The organism is Campylobacter bilis (assembly GCF_016806695.1).
Lineage (GTDB): Bacteria > Campylobacterota > Campylobacteria > Campylobacterales > Campylobacteraceae > Campylobacter_D > Campylobacter_D bilis.
Map to the genome: position 1 here is coordinate 30,588 of NZ_WUED01000011.1, position 20,235 is coordinate 50,822.

At 31.7% G+C, this 20,235-nt stretch carries 17 protein-coding genes, 4 tRNA genes and 1 pseudogene; 11 read left to right on the plus strand and 11 right to left on the minus strand.

The genetic code is table 11. The features are described from left to right. Window positions 1-34: 34 nt before the first annotated feature. The 6 genes from GRQ01_RS07705 to dnaA form a co-directional block, all read right to left on the minus strand. A complete protein-coding gene (locus tag GRQ01_RS07705; RefSeq protein WP_227656243.1) occupies window positions 35-343 on the minus strand; it encodes a glycerol-3-phosphate dehydrogenase C-terminal domain-containing protein in 309 nt (102 codons plus the stop codon). Between the two features lie 40 nt (window positions 344-383). Then, the gene (locus GRQ01_RS07710) at window positions 384-878 is read right to left on the minus strand and encodes an FAD-dependent oxidoreductase (protein WP_227656244.1); all 495 of its coding nucleotides are present in this window, start codon (window positions 876-878) and stop codon (window positions 384-386) included. Next, window positions 862-1,326: an FAD-dependent oxidoreductase gene (locus GRQ01_RS07715; RefSeq protein ID WP_227656245.1), complete on the minus strand. Its 465-nt coding sequence runs from the start codon at window positions 1,324-1,326 to the stop codon at window positions 862-864. Before GRQ01_RS07715 ends, GRQ01_RS07710 begins: the two co-directional genes overlap by 17 nt. A 223-nt stretch (window positions 1,327-1,549) precedes the next feature. Continuing rightward, window positions 1,550-3,859 (minus strand): DNA topoisomerase (ATP-hydrolyzing) subunit B, encoded by a 2,310-nt coding sequence (gene gyrB, locus GRQ01_RS06165; RefSeq protein ID WP_158334911.1) that lies wholly within the window; start codon window positions 3,857-3,859, stop codon window positions 1,550-1,552. Window positions 3,860-3,877: 18 nt separating this feature from the next. Then, window positions 3,878-4,945 (minus strand): DNA polymerase III subunit beta, encoded by a 1,068-nt coding sequence (dnaN, locus tag GRQ01_RS06170; RefSeq protein WP_158334912.1) that lies wholly within the window; start codon window positions 4,943-4,945, stop codon window positions 3,878-3,880. A gap of 161 nt (window positions 4,946-5,106) precedes the next feature. Continuing rightward, on the minus strand, window positions 5,107-6,429 hold the full coding sequence (dnaA, locus tag GRQ01_RS06175; protein WP_158334913.1) for a chromosomal replication initiator protein DnaA: 1,323 nt from the start codon (window positions 6,427-6,429) through the stop codon (window positions 5,107-5,109). A gap of 106 nt (window positions 6,430-6,535) precedes the next feature. Here dnaA and ruvC point away from each other — a divergent pair, with 106 nt between their 5' ends. From ruvC to GRQ01_RS06205, 6 genes are all read left to right on the plus strand, one after another. Continuing rightward, entirely contained in the window at window positions 6,536-7,003 is a 468-nt protein-coding gene (gene ruvC / locus GRQ01_RS06180; protein ID WP_158334914.1) for a crossover junction endodeoxyribonuclease RuvC, read from the plus strand. A 144-nt stretch (window positions 7,004-7,147) separates the two neighbouring features. Beyond that, entirely contained in the window at window positions 7,148-9,673 is a 2,526-nt protein-coding gene (gene flgE / locus GRQ01_RS06185) for a flagellar hook protein FlgE (RefSeq protein WP_158334915.1), read from the plus strand. A gap of 391 nt (window positions 9,674-10,064) precedes the next feature. Next, window positions 10,065-11,336: an aminotransferase class I/II-fold pyridoxal phosphate-dependent enzyme gene (locus GRQ01_RS06190; RefSeq protein WP_158334916.1), complete on the plus strand. Its 1,272-nt coding sequence runs from the start codon at window positions 10,065-10,067 to the stop codon at window positions 11,334-11,336. Window positions 11,337-11,378: 42 nt separating this feature from the next. Then, window positions 11,379-12,260, plus strand: a complete 882-nt coding sequence (locus GRQ01_RS06195) for a homoserine O-acetyltransferase/O-succinyltransferase family protein (RefSeq protein ID WP_158334917.1) — start codon at window positions 11,379-11,381, stop codon at window positions 12,258-12,260. A gap of 139 nt (window positions 12,261-12,399) precedes the next feature. Further along, a complete protein-coding gene (queF, locus tag GRQ01_RS06200; protein WP_158334918.1) occupies window positions 12,400-12,783 on the plus strand; it encodes a preQ(1) synthase in 384 nt (127 codons plus the stop codon). Between the two features lie 139 nt (window positions 12,784-12,922). Then, window positions 12,923-13,573, plus strand: a complete 651-nt coding sequence (locus tag GRQ01_RS06205; RefSeq protein ID WP_158334919.1) for an outer membrane beta-barrel protein — start codon at window positions 12,923-12,925, stop codon at window positions 13,571-13,573. A gap of 34 nt (window positions 13,574-13,607) precedes the next feature. On the opposite strand, the gene GRQ01_RS06210 is transcribed toward GRQ01_RS06205, so the two are convergent. Next, window positions 13,608-14,237: a hypothetical protein gene (locus GRQ01_RS06210; protein WP_158334920.1), complete on the minus strand. Its 630-nt coding sequence runs from the start codon at window positions 14,235-14,237 to the stop codon at window positions 13,608-13,610. 336 nt (window positions 14,238-14,573) lie between these two features. On the opposite strand from GRQ01_RS06210, the gene leuA reads away from it, so the two are divergent. The 4 genes from leuA to leuD are packed head-to-tail and all read left to right on the plus strand — an operon-like array spanning window position 14,574 to window position 19,185. Further along, a complete protein-coding gene (gene leuA / locus GRQ01_RS06215; protein WP_158334921.1) occupies window positions 14,574-16,109 on the plus strand; it encodes a 2-isopropylmalate synthase in 1,536 nt (511 codons plus the stop codon). Then, complete coding sequence (leuB, locus tag GRQ01_RS06220) at window positions 16,106-17,182, plus strand: 3-isopropylmalate dehydrogenase (protein WP_203121272.1); 1,077 nt, start codon at window positions 16,106-16,108, stop codon at window positions 17,180-17,182. The genes leuA and leuB overlap by 4 nt, the downstream gene beginning before the upstream one ends. After that, entirely contained in the window at window positions 17,169-18,581 is a 1,413-nt protein-coding gene (gene leuC, locus GRQ01_RS06225; protein ID WP_203121277.1) for a 3-isopropylmalate dehydratase large subunit, read from the plus strand. The genes leuB and leuC overlap by 14 nt, the downstream gene beginning before the upstream one ends. Before the next feature lies 1 nt (window position 18,582). Further along, window positions 18,583-19,185 carry a 3-isopropylmalate dehydratase small subunit gene (leuD, locus tag GRQ01_RS06230; protein WP_158334923.1) on the plus strand — a complete coding sequence of 201 codons (603 nt, stop codon included), beginning with the start codon at window positions 18,583-18,585 and terminating at the stop codon, window positions 19,183-19,185. An 84-nt stretch (window positions 19,186-19,269) separates the two neighbouring features. Here the strand turns inward: leuD and GRQ01_RS06235 are convergent. From GRQ01_RS06235 to GRQ01_RS06245, 3 genes are all read right to left on the minus strand, one after another. Next, a tRNA-Val gene (locus GRQ01_RS06235) sits at window positions 19,270-19,346 on the minus strand. A gap of 2 nt (window positions 19,347-19,348) precedes the next feature. Then, window positions 19,349-19,424 (minus strand) — tRNA-Ala (locus tag GRQ01_RS06240). Window positions 19,425-19,470: 46 nt separating this feature from the next. Then, window positions 19,471-19,558, minus strand: a tRNA-Ser gene (locus GRQ01_RS06245). A 148-nt stretch (window positions 19,559-19,706) separates the two neighbouring features. Between GRQ01_RS06245 and GRQ01_RS06250 the strand changes: the two genes are divergently transcribed. Further along, window positions 19,707-19,783 (plus strand) — tRNA-Met (locus GRQ01_RS06250). A 158-nt stretch (window positions 19,784-19,941) separates the two neighbouring features. On the opposite strand, the pseudogene GRQ01_RS06255 reads toward GRQ01_RS06250, so the two are convergent. Next, window positions 19,942-20,235: pseudogene (locus GRQ01_RS06255) on the minus strand (autotransporter outer membrane beta-barrel domain-containing protein); the annotation flags it as partial.

Here is a 20,235-nt window from a genome sequence, read left to right on the forward strand (position 1 = left end):
TCTAAAGACATGATATATTTTTCATTGTTTCTCCTTAAATTTGATATTGTCTAGCTAAAAGTATAAATTCATTGATTTCATCTTTTATTTTTTCTTCATCCCATTTAAAATAAGCACCTAAATACTCTCCAAGTTCTTTAGTGCATTCTTCACAAGCCTTTGCATCTAAAAACAATAAACGAATTCTTCGGGCTAAAACATCTTCTATTTTTTGTGCCATTTCATTTTCTAAAGCCCAAAAAACTTGAGCATAAGTATAAGGATAATTTTCATGTATTTTTTTATCCAAACCTTTAGCTTCTAAATTTAAAATTTCTTTAGCATCCAAGCCATAAACACTCAATTTTTCCCCAAATTTTAAATTCTCATCACAAGCACTAAGCTTAATTCTTACTTTTACATTTTTTATGATTTAATAAACCCAAGGCAATAGCTTTATTTATAGTTTGTTCAGCCATAATACGGCAAGTGGTCCATTTACCCCCATTAATTGATATTAAATTACTTTTTGAAACTTCTATTTTATGACTTCTTGAAAGATTTTTAGTGTCTTTATTTATATGGGTATTAATAAGAGGTCTTAAACCTGCAAAAATACTTTTAATATCTTTTCTCATAGGTTTTTTTATGAAATATTTGGCTATATTTTCTAAGATAAATTCTATTTCTTCTTCTAAAGCTCTTGGTTCGTAAGTGATTTTTTCTATTTTAGTATCAGTTGTTCCAATTAAAACTTTATTATACCAGGGAATAGCAAAAAGAACACGCCCATCAGATGTAGCAGGTATGATTAAAGCATTTTTATTTGGAAAAAATTCTTTATCCACTACTATGTGAATTCCTTGACTTGCCACTATATTACTAGGACTTAAATCCATATTGTAATTCTTCTTTTTTTATATTTTTGAGTGAATTTTTTGATTTTTCTTTATTTAAATATTTAGCCTTGCCTATATTAAATTTCCCTGCTAGAAAATCACAAAGTTTTAAACCTATAAAATAGTAAAAAGCCTTAAAAAACGACTTAGCTGGTATTATAAATTTTCGTTTTTTAGATAAATTGCAAGCATTTATTAATAATTGATTCCTTTCATGTAAGGCCTCATATACTAAAGAAAGATTTCCTTGAGCTAAATACCTTCCACCATGCAAGAGTTTAGTAGATCGGCTAGAAGTTCCTTTAGAAAAATCATATCTTTCTAAAAGTAAGGTTTCATAGCCCCTACTTGATGCATCAAGTGCTAAAGCAAGCCCGCTAGATCCACCACCTATAATGATAAGATCATAAAAATCTTTTAAATTCTTTATTTGTTCTTCTCTTTTCAATTTGTAACCTTTTTGAAATTAAGTATACTACAAATTGAAACATATTTTAAAGATATTGTTCTAAAAAAATGAGAATTTGTGTATTTAAGTAAAAATATTGGGAAAAATTAGTAATTCTTATGTGATTTTGAGAAAAATAGTAACATAAATATACTCTTTAATTTTATTAAGAATAATATAAAGTTATAAAAGCTTATTTGGCTTTATAACTTTATTAAATGTTTTAAACATCTAAGTGTTTAACATCCTTAGCATGTGCTTGGATATAATCACGTCTTGGTTCTACCTCATCACCCATAAAGAGATTAAAAGTATCATTAGCACTTTGGGCATCCTCTATAGTGATTTTTAAAAGCCTTCTTACACTTGGATCCATAGTTGTTTCCCAAAGTTGTTCAGGATTCATCTCTCCTAAACCCTTATAACGCTGTATGGTAGCACCTTTTTTAGCATTATTTTCAACCTCTTCAAGAACTTCTAAAATGTCTTTATTAAATTCTAAATTTCTATCTTTGATCTTATCAAAAATATAGCTTGCTTCTTCATATAAAGGATGAGTAAAAAGCTCTTCATTAATCACAAGTTCTTCTAAACCATTATGAGTTTGGATAAAGGCTCGAATTTCATTATCATTGACATTGAAATTTAAAATATTATCCCCTTTAGCTTCTAAAAATTGCTTAATATATTCAAATAATTCTTGATTATTTGTTTTGATTAAATTCGAATTTTCTATTAAATAACGTATCACGCAAATGACACTAAAACGTTTTTCAAGCTCTTTTAAAACAGCACGATACAGTGCAACAGTTTTTAAAAAATCTTTTAAATCATTAATACCTATTCCCTCATAATTTAAACCCTCTATACCCGTTTCTATAAGATACTCACTTAAAGCTTTTTCATCTTTTAAATAAATTTGTTTTTTAGCCTTTTTATAAAGATAAAGTGGAGGCTGGGCTAGGTAAATGTGCCCATTACTTATAAGCTCATTCATAAAACGGAAGAAAAAGGTTAAAAGCAAGGTTTGTATATGAGATCCATCCACATCAGCATCTGTCATGATGATGATTTTATGATATCTTAATTTTAAAAGATCAAAATCATCTCCAATCCCACAACCAAAAGCAGTGATCATGTTTTGAATTTGTTCAGATTTTAAAATTTTATCAAATCTTGCCTTTTCAACATTGAGAATTTTACCCCTTAGAGGTAAAATAGCTTGAAAAGATCTTTCTCTGCCCTGTTTAGCAGAACCACCTGCAGAATCTCCTTCAACAAGATAAATTTCACTTTCACTAGGATCTTTGCTTTGACAATCGGCTAATTTTCCTGGCAAGGTCCCCACACTCAAGCTTTCTTTTTTACGCGTTAATTCTCTTGCTTTTTTTGCTGCTTCTCTACCGCGTGCTGCCATTAAAGCTTTATTCATAATGGCTTTTGCTTCTATAGGATTTTCTTCAAAATATTTGCTTAAATAATCAAAACTTGCCTTTGAAACTATAGGACGTACATAGGTTGAACCAAGTTTTCCTTTAGTTTGACCTTCAAATTGAGGTTCAGGGACTTTAACACTCACAATGGCAATTAAACCCTCACGTATATCTTCACCTGTGATTTTATTATCTTTTTCTCTAGCACTTGCATTAACTTCTATATAATTGCTAATAACACGTGTTAAACCCATTCTAAAACCCGCTTCGTGTGTTCCCCCATCTGGAGTTTTAATATTATTTACAAAAGAAAGTAGATTTTCACTATAAGTATCATTGTAAAGTAAAGCTATTTCTACATTTACATCTTCTTCATCCACACTAAAAAAGATAGCTTTGCTTAAGGCTTCTTTTTTATTTAAATCCATAACAAATTGTGAAAGTCCCCCTTCAAAATGAAAGCTTTCTTGTTTTCCTGTGCGATTATCTTTAAAATTTATAGTGATTTTTGGATTTAAATATGCAAGTTCTTTAAATCTTTTAGCTAAAATTTCATAATCAAATTCTGTCACTTCAAAAATTTTATCATCAGGCCAAAATTCTATAGTTGTTCCTGTTTTTTTACTTTTGCCTATGATATTAAATTCACTTGTGACTTTGCCTTCTGAGAATTCTTGACGATAAATTTCTCCATTTCTTTCAACTGTAGCTACAAGTTTTTTAGAAAGGGCATTTACAACAGATACTCCAACCCCATGCAAACCGCCTGAAACTTTATAAGTATCTTTATCAAATTTTCCTCCTGCATGAAGTACAGTTAAAACAACAGTTAAAGTCGGCATATTTTCACTAGGATGCATATCAACAGGAATGCCTCTACCATTGTCACTAACAATACAACTTCCTTGATCTGTGATTTCTACTTCTATAGTATCACAATATCCTGCCATAGCTTCATCTATAGAATTATCTACAACTTCATAGATCATATGATGAAGTCCATTTATATTAGTATCTCCTATATACATGCCTGGGCGTTTTCTAACAGCTTCTAAACCCTTTAAAACTTTAATATTACTTGCGCTGTAATTTTCTTGCATGTCTTTTCCTTATTTATTTTATAAAATTATAGGCATAATGACTACTGATAGCCCTTGGGATTTGACTATGAAAGCAGAACTAGGTTCATTAACACTAAGGGTGAATTTTTCTTCTTCTATGGAAGTTAAAAAATCAAGTAAATATTTGATTTTTATAATAAGATTAAATTCTTCATTTACCCCTGTTTGGATCTCAAGTTCTGTTTTTGCTTCCATATTATCTAAACTTATGCCTTCAAAAATGATTTTATCTTTATTAAAATGCAATTTCATTTTTTCTGTCACAACACTGATTTTTTTAAGACTATCTATAAAGTCTTCTGTTGAAAGATTAAGTTCTTGTTTAAAACTTTTTGGGACTACTTTTTCATAATCAGGGAATTTATCATTTATAAGTTTTGTGAAAAATTCGAAATTTTCATTTTTAGCAATAAGCATATTTTCATCATAAAAAATCTCTATTTTTTCATAGAAAAGTTTTTGCATTTCCATGATAGCTTTTTTAGGGATGCTAAAATTAAATTCTTGATTGTTTGTTTTTTCTAGAGTGTAAATTGCAAGGCGTTTTGTATCAGTTCCTACGAAATTAATTTTATCTGTTTTTATGTCTAAAAATGCACCATTTAAAGAATATTTTGGATTATTTGTATCAATACTTGGTAATATTTTTTTAAGAGATCTGCTTAAATCATTAGAATCGATGTTAAATTGGTTTTTTCCTTCTGTATTTGGGAATTTAGGAAAGTCTTCATAATTAAACATAGGAAGCTTGTATTTAGTGCTTTTTTGTCTGATGAATAAGAAATTATCTATGGTTTCTAAAATAACTTCTTCATTATTTAAATTTTTAATCACATCACTAATGCTTTTTGCATTTGCAGTTGCAAAGCCGCTTGATTCTACGCGGATTTTTCTTATCTTATAGTCAATTCCTATTTCATAATCACTAGCTCTTATAGTGAGTTTATCTTCATCAGCATGAAAAAAAAGATGAGAAGTAATAGTGCTTGAGTCTTTCTTCTCCACGTAGGCATTACATAAAATTACTGCAGATTCTAAAGTATTTTTATTGATACTTAATTTCATTTTTTCTCCTTGGTTTATTTTAATTTTAAATTTCGTTATAATAATAAGCTTATTGAAATTGTGAAATTCTTCAAAGCAAAATAATCAAATTTGTATTTTATCACACTTTGCTTAATTATATTTTTTCACATAAGCTTTTACATTTTTTCACATCCTTTCACTCAACTTTGACTTTTTATAAGAATTTTGTTTTTTAATTCTTCGATTTTTGTCTTTAAAGGGAGATCATTTTCTATCATTTCTGTGATTTTTTTAACATTATGTGAAATGGCAGTGTGATCTTTCATTTCAAAATAATTAGCAAGTTGAGGCATTGTTAAAGCAGTAAGGGCTCTAGCTAGGTAAATGATGATGCGTCTTGCTACGACTATATTTTGAGTTTTTTTATTTGATTTCACATCGCTTGGTTTGATGTTAAATTCTTTGCAAACTAAGGATAAAATATCATCGATAGTGATATTTTCTCTTTTCTCTTTGATATGATCTTTCATTACGCTTTTGGCAAGTTCTAGTGTGATTTCTTGTCCTAGTATGCTTGCATAAGCATTTAGGCTTATTATAATGCCTTCAATTTCTCTTATATTATCTCCTAAAGAAGTGGCGATATAATTGATAATGTCATTAGAAAGGTTGATATCATTAAATTCGCATTTTTTTCTTATGATAGCTATTTTTGTATCAAGTTGAGGTGGGGTGATATCTGCTATTATCCCATGAGCAAAGCGGCTTTTTAAACGTTCTGTTATGCCCTTTAGCATATTAGGTGGGTTGTCTGAAGTCATGATGATTTGCCCATCGTTGTTTTTAATTTCATTAAAGATGAAGAAAAATTCTTCTTGAATTTTATCTGTTTTTCCTAAAAATTGCACATCATCTATAAGCAAAACATCACAATTTCTGTATTTTTCATGGAATTTATCTAAAGATCCATTTTTTAAATTTGAAGTAAAATCATTGATAAAATTTTCACTTGTAGCATAAATGACTTTTTTTCCCATTTCTAAGCTTGCATTTCCAACTGCTTGAAGCAAATGTGTTTTTCCAAGTCCTGTGGTACCATAGATAAAAATAGGATTATAAAGTTTTCCAAGTTTGTCTTTATGCGTTATGGCTTTGCAAGCTCCATAGGCGTATTTGTTAGAATCTCCCACAACAAAACTTTCAAAAGTAAAAGATGGATTTAAAATAGTACTTTGAGCTTTGATATGAGCTATGTCGATTTTGGAGTTTTTATTGCTTTGTTTTTGGCTTTGTGCTTGTATGCTTATGATGGCTTTATTGCCACTTTGTACTTCATAAAAATGTGCGATTTTTTTGCCATATTTTGTTTGTATGAATTTAGCTAATAATTCATTGGGTGCATTAAAGACTAAAAAATCTGCCTTGCTTTGCTTTTCACTGAATTTTAAAGTGGATATATAATTTTCGTATTCGTTTTGGTTTAATTCTTTTTTAAAATTTTCAAGTATTTGGCTTGGATTCATACTCTCTCTTTGAATTTTTACATTAATGTATAAATTTTATCTTAAATTTTATAAAAAAAGGTTAAAATTTGCCTTTAGATCTTATCAATTTTAAGAGGTATAAAATTTGAAAATTCTAGGTATAGATCCAGGTTCGAGAAATTGTGGTTATGCTATTATAGAAGCTAATAGGGGTAAAAATACTCTTATAGAAGCAGGCCTTATAAAAATAAAGCCAAATACTTTACAATACCAAATCACAGAGCTTTGCGAGGGTTTGGATTTGATTTTTAAAAACCATTCTTTTGATGAGGTAGCTATAGAAGATATATTTTTTGCTTATAATCCTAAGACTGTTTTAAAACTTGCACAATTTCGCGGGGCTTTGTCTTTAAAGATTTTACAAATTCATGGAGATTTTGCAGAATATACTCCCTTGCAAATTAAAAAAGCTGTCACAGGCAAAGCCAAAGCAAGCAAAGAACAAGTAGCTTTCATGGTAAAAAGACTTTTAGGGTTTAGTAAAGATATCAAGCCTTTAGACATTACAGATGCTATTGCTATTGCTTTAACCCATGCGGCCAATTTAAGATAAATTTGCTTTAAAAATTTATTAGATTTTTTCATTTTGATTTATAAAGTTGGAACAGAACTTGCTTTTGAAATTTCTCATAAACGTTAAAAGTTTTTTCAAACCTTAAAGCGTGAATAAAAAGCGATATTTTATAAAGGATTTAAAATGATGAGATCACTTTGGTCTGGTGTAAGCGGATTGCAAGCGCACCAAGTTGCAATGGATGTTGAAGGTAATAATATTTCAAATGTCAATACAACAGGTTTTAAATATTCTCGTGCAGATTTTGGAACCATGTTTAGTCAAACTGTGAAAATCGCTACTGCTCCAACAGATGGAAGAGGCGGACAAAATCCACTTCAAATCGGGCTTGGGGTTTCAGTTAACTCAACCACAAGAATCCATTCTCAAGGTTCGGTTCAAACTACGGATAAAAATACTGATGTGGCTATTAATGGTGATGGTTTTTTCATGGTAAGTGATGATGGGGGTCTTACGAATTATCTTACTCGCTCGGGAGATTTTAAACTTGATGCTTATGGGAATTTTGTCAATAATGCAGGCTTTGTTGTGCAAGGATGGAATATTAATTGGGATGATCAAAGCATAGACAGTTCAAGAAGTCCTCAAAATATTTTTATAGATCCTGGCATGCATATTCCTGCAGCAAAGTCAACTGAAGTGGCTATTAAAGCAAATTTAAATAGTGGGTTAAATATAGGCACTTCAAGCAGGAATCTTTACGCACTAGATTCTGTTCATGGATATAATGTTAAAACAAATAAGGCTGAGGATGAAAATGATACAGGAATCACTCAATTTTACACCACTTCTAAGAATTCTGTAGAAGTAACAGAAAAAGGTGTGGATGCAGGATCTCTTTTTAATGCTAAAGGACAAGGGCTTAATCTTAGAGATGGTCAAGGCATTTGGGTGAGTTATGCGGATGCAAAATTCACTACACAAGGCGGGAATACTTTTGATGAAAATAGTAAGCAAAACCAAAATAATGTGATTTTTTGGGGTAATAAAGATATAGCTGTTAATTTAGATATTACTATTAATGGGGTTCATATACAAAATGCAAATATTAGAAGTTTAGATGAAGCTATAGCTTATATTAATACTTTCACCACTCCAACCGATACTAGGGATGGAACAGGAGTAAAAGCGGTTAAAAAAGCTGATGGTTCAGGCATAGAATTTATCAATGATAATAGTAATGGCACTACAGACAATATGAAAAATATTGATTTAACTGTTAATACAGGAAATCAAGCAGGAGAGCTTCAGACTATTACTTATAATCAGGGAAATGACTCTTTTAATTCTGTTTTAACTCAAACAAACCAAACTAGTCATTGGCTTAATGATAATTTAGCTAATGGCGGTGTTAAAAATCATGTACAGGTAATTACAGCACATAAATATATTTACAGTTCAAGTCCTGTAAGCTTGCCTCCTATGTACAATCCTGATGGGGGTCCAAATTTTATAGCTAATAACAATCAAAAACCTAATGATCCTGCTTCTGCTAATTATTGGGATGCTATACAAGGAAGTTTAAGAAATACTAATGCAAGAACCTTTAGAACCACAGAAGATTTAAGAGAGCTTTTACAAAGGGATGCTAGATATGGGGTGGACTATGATGGAGATGGATTAAAAACTTACGATGCAGATGATATCAATCAAGGTGTTAAAGTAGTAGTGAATGAAAGTGGGCATTTTGCCATCTCTAATGCTAAGGAAGACTCAACTATACCAGCTAATGCTGGTGCTGGAAATCAAGCTGTTAAAACTTCACCAAAAAACATGAGTTTTAACGTCACTGCTTATTCTAATAAAGAAGGCACTGTAAGCACTAATGATGCTTTTACAGCTATTTTTAAAGCTTGGGATGGCCCTTTAGTTACAGGTGCAGCTATAAAAGAAAGCGAACAACTCAAGCTTTCTGCTTTTTCAGCCGGACTTGAAATTTATGATTCTTTAGGATCAAAACATACTTTAGAAGTGCAATTTGTTAAACAAAACACAACTCAAGATGGGGGTAATGAATGGCAAATGATCATTCGTGTTCCAGAGCCTGCAGAAATAAACACTACAGGAGAGGGCCCAAATAATATTGTCGTTGGAACAGCAAGATTTAACAATGATGGATCTTTAGCTAGCTACACCCCAAAAACTATTAATTTTTCACCAAATAACGGTGCAGCACCAAATCAGCAAATCAAACTTTCCTTTGGGACAAGCGGAAGCAATGATGGGCTTGTAAGTTCGAATTCTTCTTCAACTTTAACAGGTCAAGCCACTGATGGCTATCCTTCAGGGAATTTAAAACCTGATGCTATACGTGTGGATGATAAGGGGAATATCTTGGGTGAGTTTACTAATGGTAAAACCTTTGCTGTAGCTAAAATAGCCATGGCTTCAGTAGCAAATAATTCCGGTCTTGAAGAAATAGGCGGAAATCTTTTTAAAGTGACTGCAAACAGTGGTGCCATAGTAGTAGGCGAAGCAGGAACAGGCGGTAGAGGTGAGATGAAAACTGCAGCCCTTGAGATGTCAAATGTCGATTTAAGCCGTTCTTTAACAGAGCTTATCATTATCCAAAGAGGTTATCAAGCTAATTCTAAAACCATTTCAACAAGCGATCAAATGCTTCAAACCTTGATACAACTTAAACAATAGTTTAAGCAAAAAAATCTTATAAAATATTCTTTTACTCCCTTAATGGGAGTGCCTTGTTTTACAAGCCTATCTTGGTAGTTTTGTAATACTAGGCTTAGGCTTGAACTGCCTTCAATTTATTGCTAACTCGCTCTTATGAGAGTGAGTTGCGATAAAATTTTAATTATCCTCATAAATTTTTCAAATTAATTTTACTTTTATTTTTTAAAGATAAAATAATCGATATTTTTATAGAAAGGAGAAAAAATGTCTTATATCAATTTTATGCTTTCTTCTTTCTATATGCGTGCTTAAGCACGCTTAATCTACTTAATCTTTAATAATTTAGTCTTCATATTTTAGTTAAAGCACAAAGCTTTTTAGGATTTTAATTTATAAATAAGGATAAAAAATGGATTTTAGTAAAGAAACTTTAGCATTACATGGGGCATATCATTTTGACACTCAAAGAAGCATTAGTGTGCCTATATATCAAAACACTGCTTATAATTTTGAAAACCTAGATCAAGCAGCAGCACGGTTTAATCTTAAAGAACTTGGCAATATTTACTCAAGAATAGGCAATCCTACAAGTGATGTTTTAGGACAAAGGCTTGCTAATATTGAAGGAGGGGCTTTTGGAATTACTGTATCTAGTGGTATGGCAGCTTGTTTTTATGCTCTTGTTAATTTAGCAAAAGTTGGGGATAATATAGCTTATTCAAATAAACTTTATGGCGGAACGCAAACTTTAATTTCTCATACTCTTAAGAATTTTGGCATAGAAGCTAGGGAATTTGATATTGATGATATAAATACTTTGGAAAAAATTATAGATAAAAATACAAAGGCGATTTTTTTTGAAAGTCTTTCAAATCCGCAAATTGCTATAGCTGATATAGAGAAAATAAGCCATGTGGCAAAAAAACATAAGATCATTAGTATATGTGATAATACTGTTGCTACTCCTTTTTTACTACAGCCTTTTAAATTTGGAGTGGATATAATAGTACATAGTTTATCCAAATACGTAAATGGCCAAGGCAGTACTTTAGGAGGGGTGCTTATAGAAAGAAAGGGTTTAAATGATTTGCTTAAAAATAATGATAAATATCAAGCCTTTAATACCCCTGATCCTAGCTATCATGGACTGAATTTAAATACGCTTGATTTACCTATTTTTAGTGTTAGAATCATGATCACTTGGCTTAGAGATTTAGGAGCTAGTTTAGCACCGCAAAATGCATGGTTGCTTTTACAAGGGCTTGAAAGCTTAGCAGTACGTATAGAAAGACACAGTCAAAATGCTTATAAAATTGCTAGTTTTTTAAATTCTCATCCTGATATTAAAGGTGTAAACTATCCTGCCTTAGAAAATAGTGCTTATTATTATTTATTTAAAAAATATTTTGATAAAAATTTAGCCAGCGGTCTTTTGAGTTTTGAAGCTAAAGACTACGAACATGCTAGAAAGATTTGTGATAAAACCCGCCTTTTTTTGCTTGCTGCGAATTTAGGCGATAGTAAATCTTTGATCATACACCCTGCTTCAACCACTCATTCACAACTTAGCGAAGAAGAGCTTAAAAAAGCAGGTATAAGCAAAGCCACTTTACGTTTGAGTATAGGACTTGAAAATAGTGATGATCTTATAAAAGATTTAAAGCAAGCCATACAAAGTTAAGAATATTTAAGCTTATTATTTTTGTTTGATAAAGGAGAAAAAATGCCACTTATTATTCCAGAAAATATGCCAGCTTATGAACTTTTAAAAGATCATGCTTTTATCATGGGATCAAAAAGAGCAAAGCATCAAGATATACGTCCACAAGAGATTTTAATCATCAATCTTATGCCAAAGAAGATCGAAACAGAAAATCAAATTTTAAGTTTACTTGCAAATTCTGCTTTGCAAGTAAATATCACACTTTTAGCTACTGCTACTTATGTGGGTAAAAATACTTCTATCACTCATTTGGAAAAATTTTATAAAAGCATTAAAGAGTGTAAAAAGCATAGATTTGATGGGGCTATTGTTACTGGAGCACCTGTGGAGCAAATGGATTTTGAAAAAGTTGCTTATTGGGAAGAATTATTAGAAATTTTTGATTTTTTAAGATTAAATGTTACTAGTACTGTGTATATTTGTTGGGGTGCTATGGCGGCTTTGAAACATTTTTATGGTGTAGATAAGATCTGTTTAAATGAGAAAATTTTTGGAGTTTATAAACATGATAAAATCATGCCTGATTTGCTTTTAACTAATTTAGATGAAAAAGTTTTAATGCCTCATTCAAGACATTCTAGTGTGGATGAAAAACAAATTCTATGCTTAGAAAAGCAAGGAAGATTAAAGATTTTACTTAAAAATAAAAAAATCGGCCCAGCCTTACTAAGAGATGAAAAGGATATTTTTATCTTAGGGCATTTAGAGTATTTTAAAGATACTTTGCATGAAGAATACTTAAGGGATAATTGCATGCAAAAAGCTAAAAATTATTATGATAAAAATGGCAATATAAAATACAATTGGCGTTCTAATGCTAATACTATTTTTTCAAATTGGCTTAATTACGATGTTTATCAAAGTACGCCTTTTGTGCTTTGATAAAATGTCATTATACTAAGATTTTAAGTAGAATTTATTTGATCTTATAGGGGAGTTTTAAAATAAAAGCTTATTTTTCAATTATTCTAAAAGTAATTTTTATATAATTTTATAAAAATTCTAATTTCAAGGAAAACTCATGCTTTATGGTGAGAAACAAATCAAAGAATTTGATGTAAATACTATGGAAATTTGGCCCAATGATGCTAAGAATGATTATATTATAAAAATCACTTTGCCTGAATTTATGTGTCATTGTCCGCGTTCGGGTTATCCTGATTTTGCAACGATTTATCTTGAGTATATACCTGATAAATTTGTGGTTGAATTAAAGGCAATAAAACTTTATATTAATACTTTTATATATAAAAATGTTTCACATGAAGCAAGTATTAATGAGATTTATACAACCTTAAAGGATAAATTAAAACCAAAATGGATTAAGGTTGTAGGGGATTTTAACCCACGTGGGAATGTCCATACTATCATAGAATGCCGTAGCGATATGGTAGTTCCAAAATGATATTGATTAAAATATTTGTATTTATTTACAAAAAATTTAATTTTTTTGTAAATAAATATGGTATTATGCTTTTGAAATTACGCAATGTTAAAAAGTTTAATTTTTTTAGATTGTAAACTTAATTTTTAAGGAGAAATTTATGAATAGAAAATTATTAAGTGTTGCTACTGGGATGTGTTTATTTTCAACTCTAGCTTTGGCCGATGAAAATTCAGGATTTTTTATAGGAACTGATGCGATTTGGATGCATTCTGAAGTAAGAAGTAATATTGAGCATAAAAATTCAAGTAATGTTAAAATTTTTAGTGGAGATATGTCAGGAAATATGCCTGCATTTGGTCTAAGAGCAGGGTATCGTTTAAATGATACTCATAGGATTTATTCTGCTTATAGTTATTCTGATGAATTTAGTGATTTAGTTACGATTTCAAAATATCAAATAGAAGGGGATTTTACTACGCATAAATTTTTATTAGGATATGATTTTACTCCTAGGCTTTTTGAAAAAATAAGAGCGCTTTTAGGCGTGTATTCTGGCTATGCAAAAACCAATATCGATTTAAAGGCTTTTCGTTCATCTTTAGGGCGTAATTTTGATGGTTTTGTATACGGAGCTAAGGCAGGAGCTGTGTATGAGTTAACTCAGCATAATGAAATAGAACTAGGCTTTAAAGCAGAGCAAATCAGCTATAATTCTAAAAATTTTGACAAAAACGGACTAGGATCTAATCTTTATAATCCTACGCAAAGAAATTATGGTGTGTATTTAGGGTATAATTATAAATTCTAAAATCAATTAATGTGAGTTTTACTTGCATTATTGATCAACCCCCACCTATGAAGTATTTTTCTACATCATCGAGCAATTTTTCACAGATTTGAGAATCTGTGTTTTTATCTACTACAAGATTGATTTGAGTTTTAGTGTCTCTAAAACTTCCTGCTGATTTTGAATTTTCGCGAGTGAGTTTTTGATTGTCTTTGGTATATTCTATGGTGATGTTGAATTTTAATGCCGCACTTGTTTCGCCTAAATTGGTTTTAATTAAAACATTCATTTTAGAGGCTTTAGCTAGGGTGGCTTGGGTTTTGTTTATGATTTCTTTAAAGCGTTGGCAAGATCTTATAAGAGTGGCGATAAATTTATTATCAAGCCCTTCATAAGCGACTTTGAGTTTATTTTTAATATCTTTTGCGCTTTCTTTTTCTGGAGCGACAAAGACCATATAAAAACCATTTTTAATTTGTACATTGTCGCTTTTTGCATCGCGTCCGCTTGCCATGACTTTGACATAAATGGCATTATCAATATAAACACGATCTATCATAGGACCATAAATTTCATATTCTTTTTTACGGACTATTACTTCACGAGCTAGGACATTTAATTTTACATTGGCTTCATGGATGATAGGTTCCATTTCTTTTTTGATTTCTAAAAGTTCTTTTAACATCAAATATCCTTTTTTGTTACTTAACATTACAATTATATCAATAATTTTTTAATTTAAGAACTTTTTGTAGATACATTTACTAAAATATGATAGATTGCCATTATAAAGGAAATATTTTTATGAAACAAAAGGAGGAAAAGATGAAAGAAATTTCAAAATTTAAAATTTCAAATTCAATTTATATCAAAGATCAACAAAGCAAAAACCATACTTTCAATCTGCTACTGCAACTCTCCTTTACTCTAAACTAAATTTTACTCAATTTTTTATTATTGTTTTTAAGTTTTTGAATTTTTAAATTCATTTGGATTTATTTTTACTAAAAGGATTAAATATATGAAAGATAATAAAATTATCATTTTTGATACTACTTTACGTGATGGCGAGCAAGCTTTAGGCACTTCTTTAAATATCAATCAAAAATTACAAATTGCCTTAGCACTTGAAAATTTGGGTGTAGATGTCATAGAAGCAGGTTTTCCTGTGTCTTCTCAGGGTGATTTTAAAGCCGTGCAAAATATCGCTTTGAATGTAAAAAACTCTACAGTTTGCGCACTTTGTAGGGCTTTAGATAAAGATATAGATGCAGCTTATGAGGCTTTAAAAGTGGCTTCTCATTTTAGAATCCATACTTTTATTGCTACTTCGAATTTACATATACAAGATAAATTGAAAAAAGATTTTAATGAAATTTTAGCCATGGCAACAAAGGCTATAACCAGAGCAAGATCTTATACTGATGATGTGGAGTTTTCATGTGAAGATGCTGGAAGAACCCCTATAGATAATCTTTGCTTTATGGTTGAAAATGCTATAAAAGCAGGAGCTAAAACCATAAATATCCCTGATACAGTAGGCTATACTTTACCAGGTGAGTTTGCTAATATTATCAAAACTTTATTTAATAGGGTCCCAAATATAGATAAGGCTGTTATTTCTGTGCATTGTCACAATGATTTAGGTATGGCAACAGGCAATAGTTTAAGTGCTATTTTAGAGGGTGCAAGACAGATAGAAGGGACTATAAACGGGCTTGGAGAAAGGGCAGGCAATTGTGCTTTAGAAGAAGTTATAATGGCTATAAAGATTAGAAAAGATTATTTAAAGGGCTTTTATACTGATATTAAATGCGAAAATATTGCTAAAACTTCAAAATTGGTTGCAGCCATTACTAATGAAAGCATACCAACGCACAAAGCTATAGTTGGAAGCAATGCTTTTTCACACAGTTCAGGCATCCATCAAGATGGAGTGCTTAAAAACAGAGAAACTTATGAGATTATCAATCCTAAGAGCATAGGATTTTATGACAATCGTATGCTAATGACAGCAAGAAGCGGTAGAGCCATGATAAAAGCTTGCCTTGAAAATTTAGGTTATCATGAAAATACTTATGATTTAGATGATGTTTATGAGAATTTTTTAAAGCTTGCGGATAAAAAAGGGCAAGTGTATGATTATGATTTAGAAGCTTTGATGTTTTTAAGCTATGAAAATGCACAAGAACATGAATTAAAACTTGAAAAATTAAATGTCATTAGCGGAAGCATTCCGACAGCTTGTGTTTGTTTGAATATGCAAGGAGAGTTAAAAACCGAATCTTGCACAGGAAATGGACCTATTGAAGCGGTGTTTAATTGTATAGTGAGAATCACTGCTTTAGAATGCGTTTTAAAAGCTTATAGTATTAATGCAAAAAGTTCAGGCGTAGATGCGCAAGGGCAAGTGGATGTGGATTTAGAATTTCAAGGGAGAAAATTCCATGGAAAAGGACTTTCAACAGATGTCATAGAAGCTTCAGCCCAAGCTTTTATAAACGCTTATAATGCTATTTATCGATCTTTAAAGGTACAAGAGAGGAAAATGGCGTGAAAATTTATAAAATAGCAGTTTTACCAGGCGATGGCATAGGGCCTTCTATCATGCAAGAAGCTTTGAAAATTTTAACTTTTATCGCACAAAAATATGATTTTAAATTAGAATTAAACGAAGCAAAGATAGGCGGTGCAAGCATAGATGCTTGTGGAGAAGCTTTAAGCGATGAGACTTTAAGGCTTTGCGAGAGAAGTGATGCGATTTTGTTTGGGAGTGTGGGTGGCCCTAAATGGGATGATTTGCCTGTAGATAAAAGGCCTGAGAGGGCTTCGCTTTTGCCTTTGAGAAAGCATTTTAATTTATTTGCAAACCTACGTCCTTGTAAAATCCACCCTAGTTTAAAACACGCTTCGCCTTTAAAAGAGCAAATCATCCAAAAAGGCATAGATATTTTATGCGTTAGAGAGCTTACAGGGGGGATTTATTTTGGTAAGCAAGAATTAGGCAAAGAAAGTGCATATGATACAGAGATTTATTCTAAAAAAGAGATAGAAAGAATAGCTCACATTGCTTTTCAAAGTGCACAAACAAGAAATAAAAAGGTGCATTTAATCGATAAGGCTAATGTTTTAGCAAGTTCTATTTTATGGCGTGAAGTCGTAGCAAAAATAAGCAAACAGTATCAAGATGTAAGCTTAGAATACATGTATGTAGATAATGCAGCCATGCAAATTATAAAAAATCCTAGTATTTTTGATGTGATGCTTTGTTCTAATCTTTTTGGCGATATTTTAAGCGATGAATTAGCCGCTATTAATGGATCTTTGGGTTTGCTTTGTTCCGCTAGCTTAAATGATAAAGGCTTTGGCCTTTATGAACCAGCAGGTGGGAGTGCGCCTGATATAGCGGATTTAAATATAGCCAATCCTATAGCACAGATTTTAAGCACAGCTTTGATGCTAAGGCATAGTTTTAAAGAAAATCAGGCCGCACAGGATATAGAAGATGCTGTATTTTTGGCTTTAGAACGTGGAAAAATGACTAAAGATTTAAACGTTAAGTCTTATTTAAATACCGATCAAATGGGCACTTGTATATTAGAAATTTTAAAGGAGAATAAAAATGGCTAAAACTTTATATGAAAAGGTGTTTGATTCTCATGTGGTTTATCAAGGTGAAAATGAGCTTCCCACACTCTATATCGATAGGCATTTAATCCATGAGGTGACAAGCCCACAAGCATTTTGGGGTCTTAAATCAAGCAAGCGTAAAATGGCAAGATCGGATTTGACTTTAGCCACCATAGATCATGATGTTTCGACTAAAAGCACGGATTTAAATGCTTGTTCTGATATGGCAAAAGAGCAAATTCTCACTTTGATGGAAAATACTAAGGAATTTGGAGTGAGGCTTTTAGGACTTGGAGATAAGCATCAAGGCATAGTCCATATAGTAAGTCCTGAACTAGGCTTTACTTTACCAGGGCATACTTTAGTTTGTGGAGATTCTCATACTGCAACACATGGTGCTTTTGGGGCTTTAGCCTTTGGTATAGGTACGAGTGAGGTAGAGCATGTCATGGCAACGCAAACTTTAAAGCAAGCCAAGCTTAAAACCATGAAAATAGAATGCAAAGGACAGTTTCAAAAAGGAGTTTATGCTAAAGATTTGATCTTGTATCTAATAGCAAAATACGGCACAGCAAAAGGCACAGGCTATGCCATAGAATTTTGTGGAGAGCTTATAGATACATTAAGCATGGAGGCTAGAATGACGCTTTGCAATATGGCTATAGAATTTGGAGCTAAGGTTGGTATGATAGCCCCTGATGAAATTACTTTTGAGTATATTAAAGGCAGAGAATTCGCGCCTAAAGCACAAGAGTTTGATAAATACCTTGAGTATTGGAAGAGTTTAAAAAGCGATGAAGGAGCAAAATATGATCAAACCCTCATTCTTGATGCCAGCAAAATCAAGCCTCAAATCAGCTATGGTACCAATCCTTCTCAAGTCATTTCTATAGATGAGAGGATACCAAAAACCAGTGATTTTGAAAAACAAAGCGATCAAAAATCCTTACTAGATGCTTTAGCTTATGTGAATTTAGAACAAAACCAAAGCCTAGAAGGGGTGAAAATCGATATAGTCTTTATAGGATCTTGTACAAATGGGCGTTTAGAAGATCTTAAAATCGCTGCAGAGATTTTAAAAGGGCGTAAAATTCACAAAGATATCAAGGTCTTAATAGTACCAGGGTCTATGCAGGTAAGAAAACAAGCCCAGGATTTAGGTCTTGATAAAATTTTTATTGATGCGGGTTGTGAGTGGAGGTATGCAGGCTGTTCTATGTGTCTTGGCATGAATGATGATAAGGCAAAGGCAGGCCAAAGAGTAGCCTCAACTTCAAATCGTAATTTTGTAGGCAGACAAGGCAAGGGTTCTATCACTCATTTAATGAGTCCTGCAAGTGCGGCTGCATGTGCTATAGAAGGCGTTATTTGTGATAATAGAAAATATTTAGGAGCGTAATATGCAAAAATTCACTCTACACAAAGGCATAGCATGTCCTTTAGAATATGCTAATATAGACACTGATCAAATCATCCCTAAGCAGTTTTTGCTTGCTGTGTCAAAGCAAGGTTTTGGCAAGCATTTATTTCATGATTTGCGTTATTTAGATGATAAAGAAAGTGTTTTAAATCCTGATTTTAATCTTAATAAAAAAGAATACCAAAATGCCTCTATATTAGTGAGTTTTGAAAATTTTGGTAGCGGTTCTTCAAGAGAGCATGCGCCTTGGGCTTTGGTTGATTATGGTATTAGAGCTATTATTGCACCTTCTTTTGCAGATATTTTTAAAAACAATGCTTTGGGCAATGGTTTGCTTACTATAGAGCTTGCTAAAGATGATGTTGATACCATCATAGCTAGCTTGAAAAATTCCAAAGATAAAAATATGGAAATTTCTTTGCTTGAGAAAAAGGTGTTTTTCAAGGATCAAATTTTTTCCTTTGATTTGGATGAATTCCGTAGAACTTGTCTTTTAAAAGGCCTTGATCATATAGCTTTAACCTTGCAGCATGAAGATCAAATCAAAACCTATGAGAAAAATTCAAAAAGTTTTTTGGTTTAAAATTTTACAATTTTATTAAAAACACTTTGTGATTTTTGTACTATTATGGATTAGTAAGATTTTTAAAAACTAAAGAAGTTAAAATGGTGGTTCCGATTGGACTTGAACCAACGACCACTACCATGTCAAGGTAGCACTCTAACCAACTGAGTTACGGAACCCATGGTGGAGCATAGCGGGTTCGAACCGCTGACCCCAACGCTGCCAGCGTTGTGCTCTCCCGGCTGAGCTAATGCCCCAAATCACGAACGACATTATAGCTTATTTGGCTTAAAAATTATTTTATGGCAGACAGGAAGGGATTTGAACCCTCGAAAGCTTACACTTTACACGCGTTCCAGGCGTGCTCCTTCAACCACTCGGACACCTGTCTACAAAAGTGCTTTTATTATATCTAAAAAGTTTTAAAAATGAAGCAAATTTTGTAAGTTTATTTTTTGCATTAAAAACAAGATTTTTTTAAATCAGAAAAATTTTAGTAAATTGTAGTATAATTATATCTTACTTAATTATTCTTACAAGTCAGGGTAGCTCAGCTGGTTAGAGCGCTGGTCTCATAAGCCGGAGGTCGGGAGTTCAAGTCTCCCCCTTGACACCATATACTTTGATTTTTATATAACCATCCATAATTAAAAAATTAAAAAAATAAGATTTTAAGATACAAATCTTCCTAACCCTTTTAACCTTTTAACTCTTTTCTTTACTTCCTAGCCTTCAATCTTCCTATAAGCTCTCTTACTCTTTTAACTTACTCTCCTACCACAAATAATTAAACTGTGCAAAGGCTGTATGACTCGTTCCTTCTTTAGAAGATATAGTATTATAATTAATACTCATATGAAAGCTAGGGTTTAAAGGAAGTATTAAAGCTGTACTTAAATACCTTTGTATTCTAGCTAATTCAAACTCATCTTCTACCTTTACACTTCCAAAGCGTGCTTTAGAAGCTATACTAGGATTGGCATAAAACTTAGCACCTAATTCTAAAGAAGTCTTTAAATGAGGCAACCAATCTTCAAACCAAGTAAAGCTAGCCTTAGTGCTTAAAAG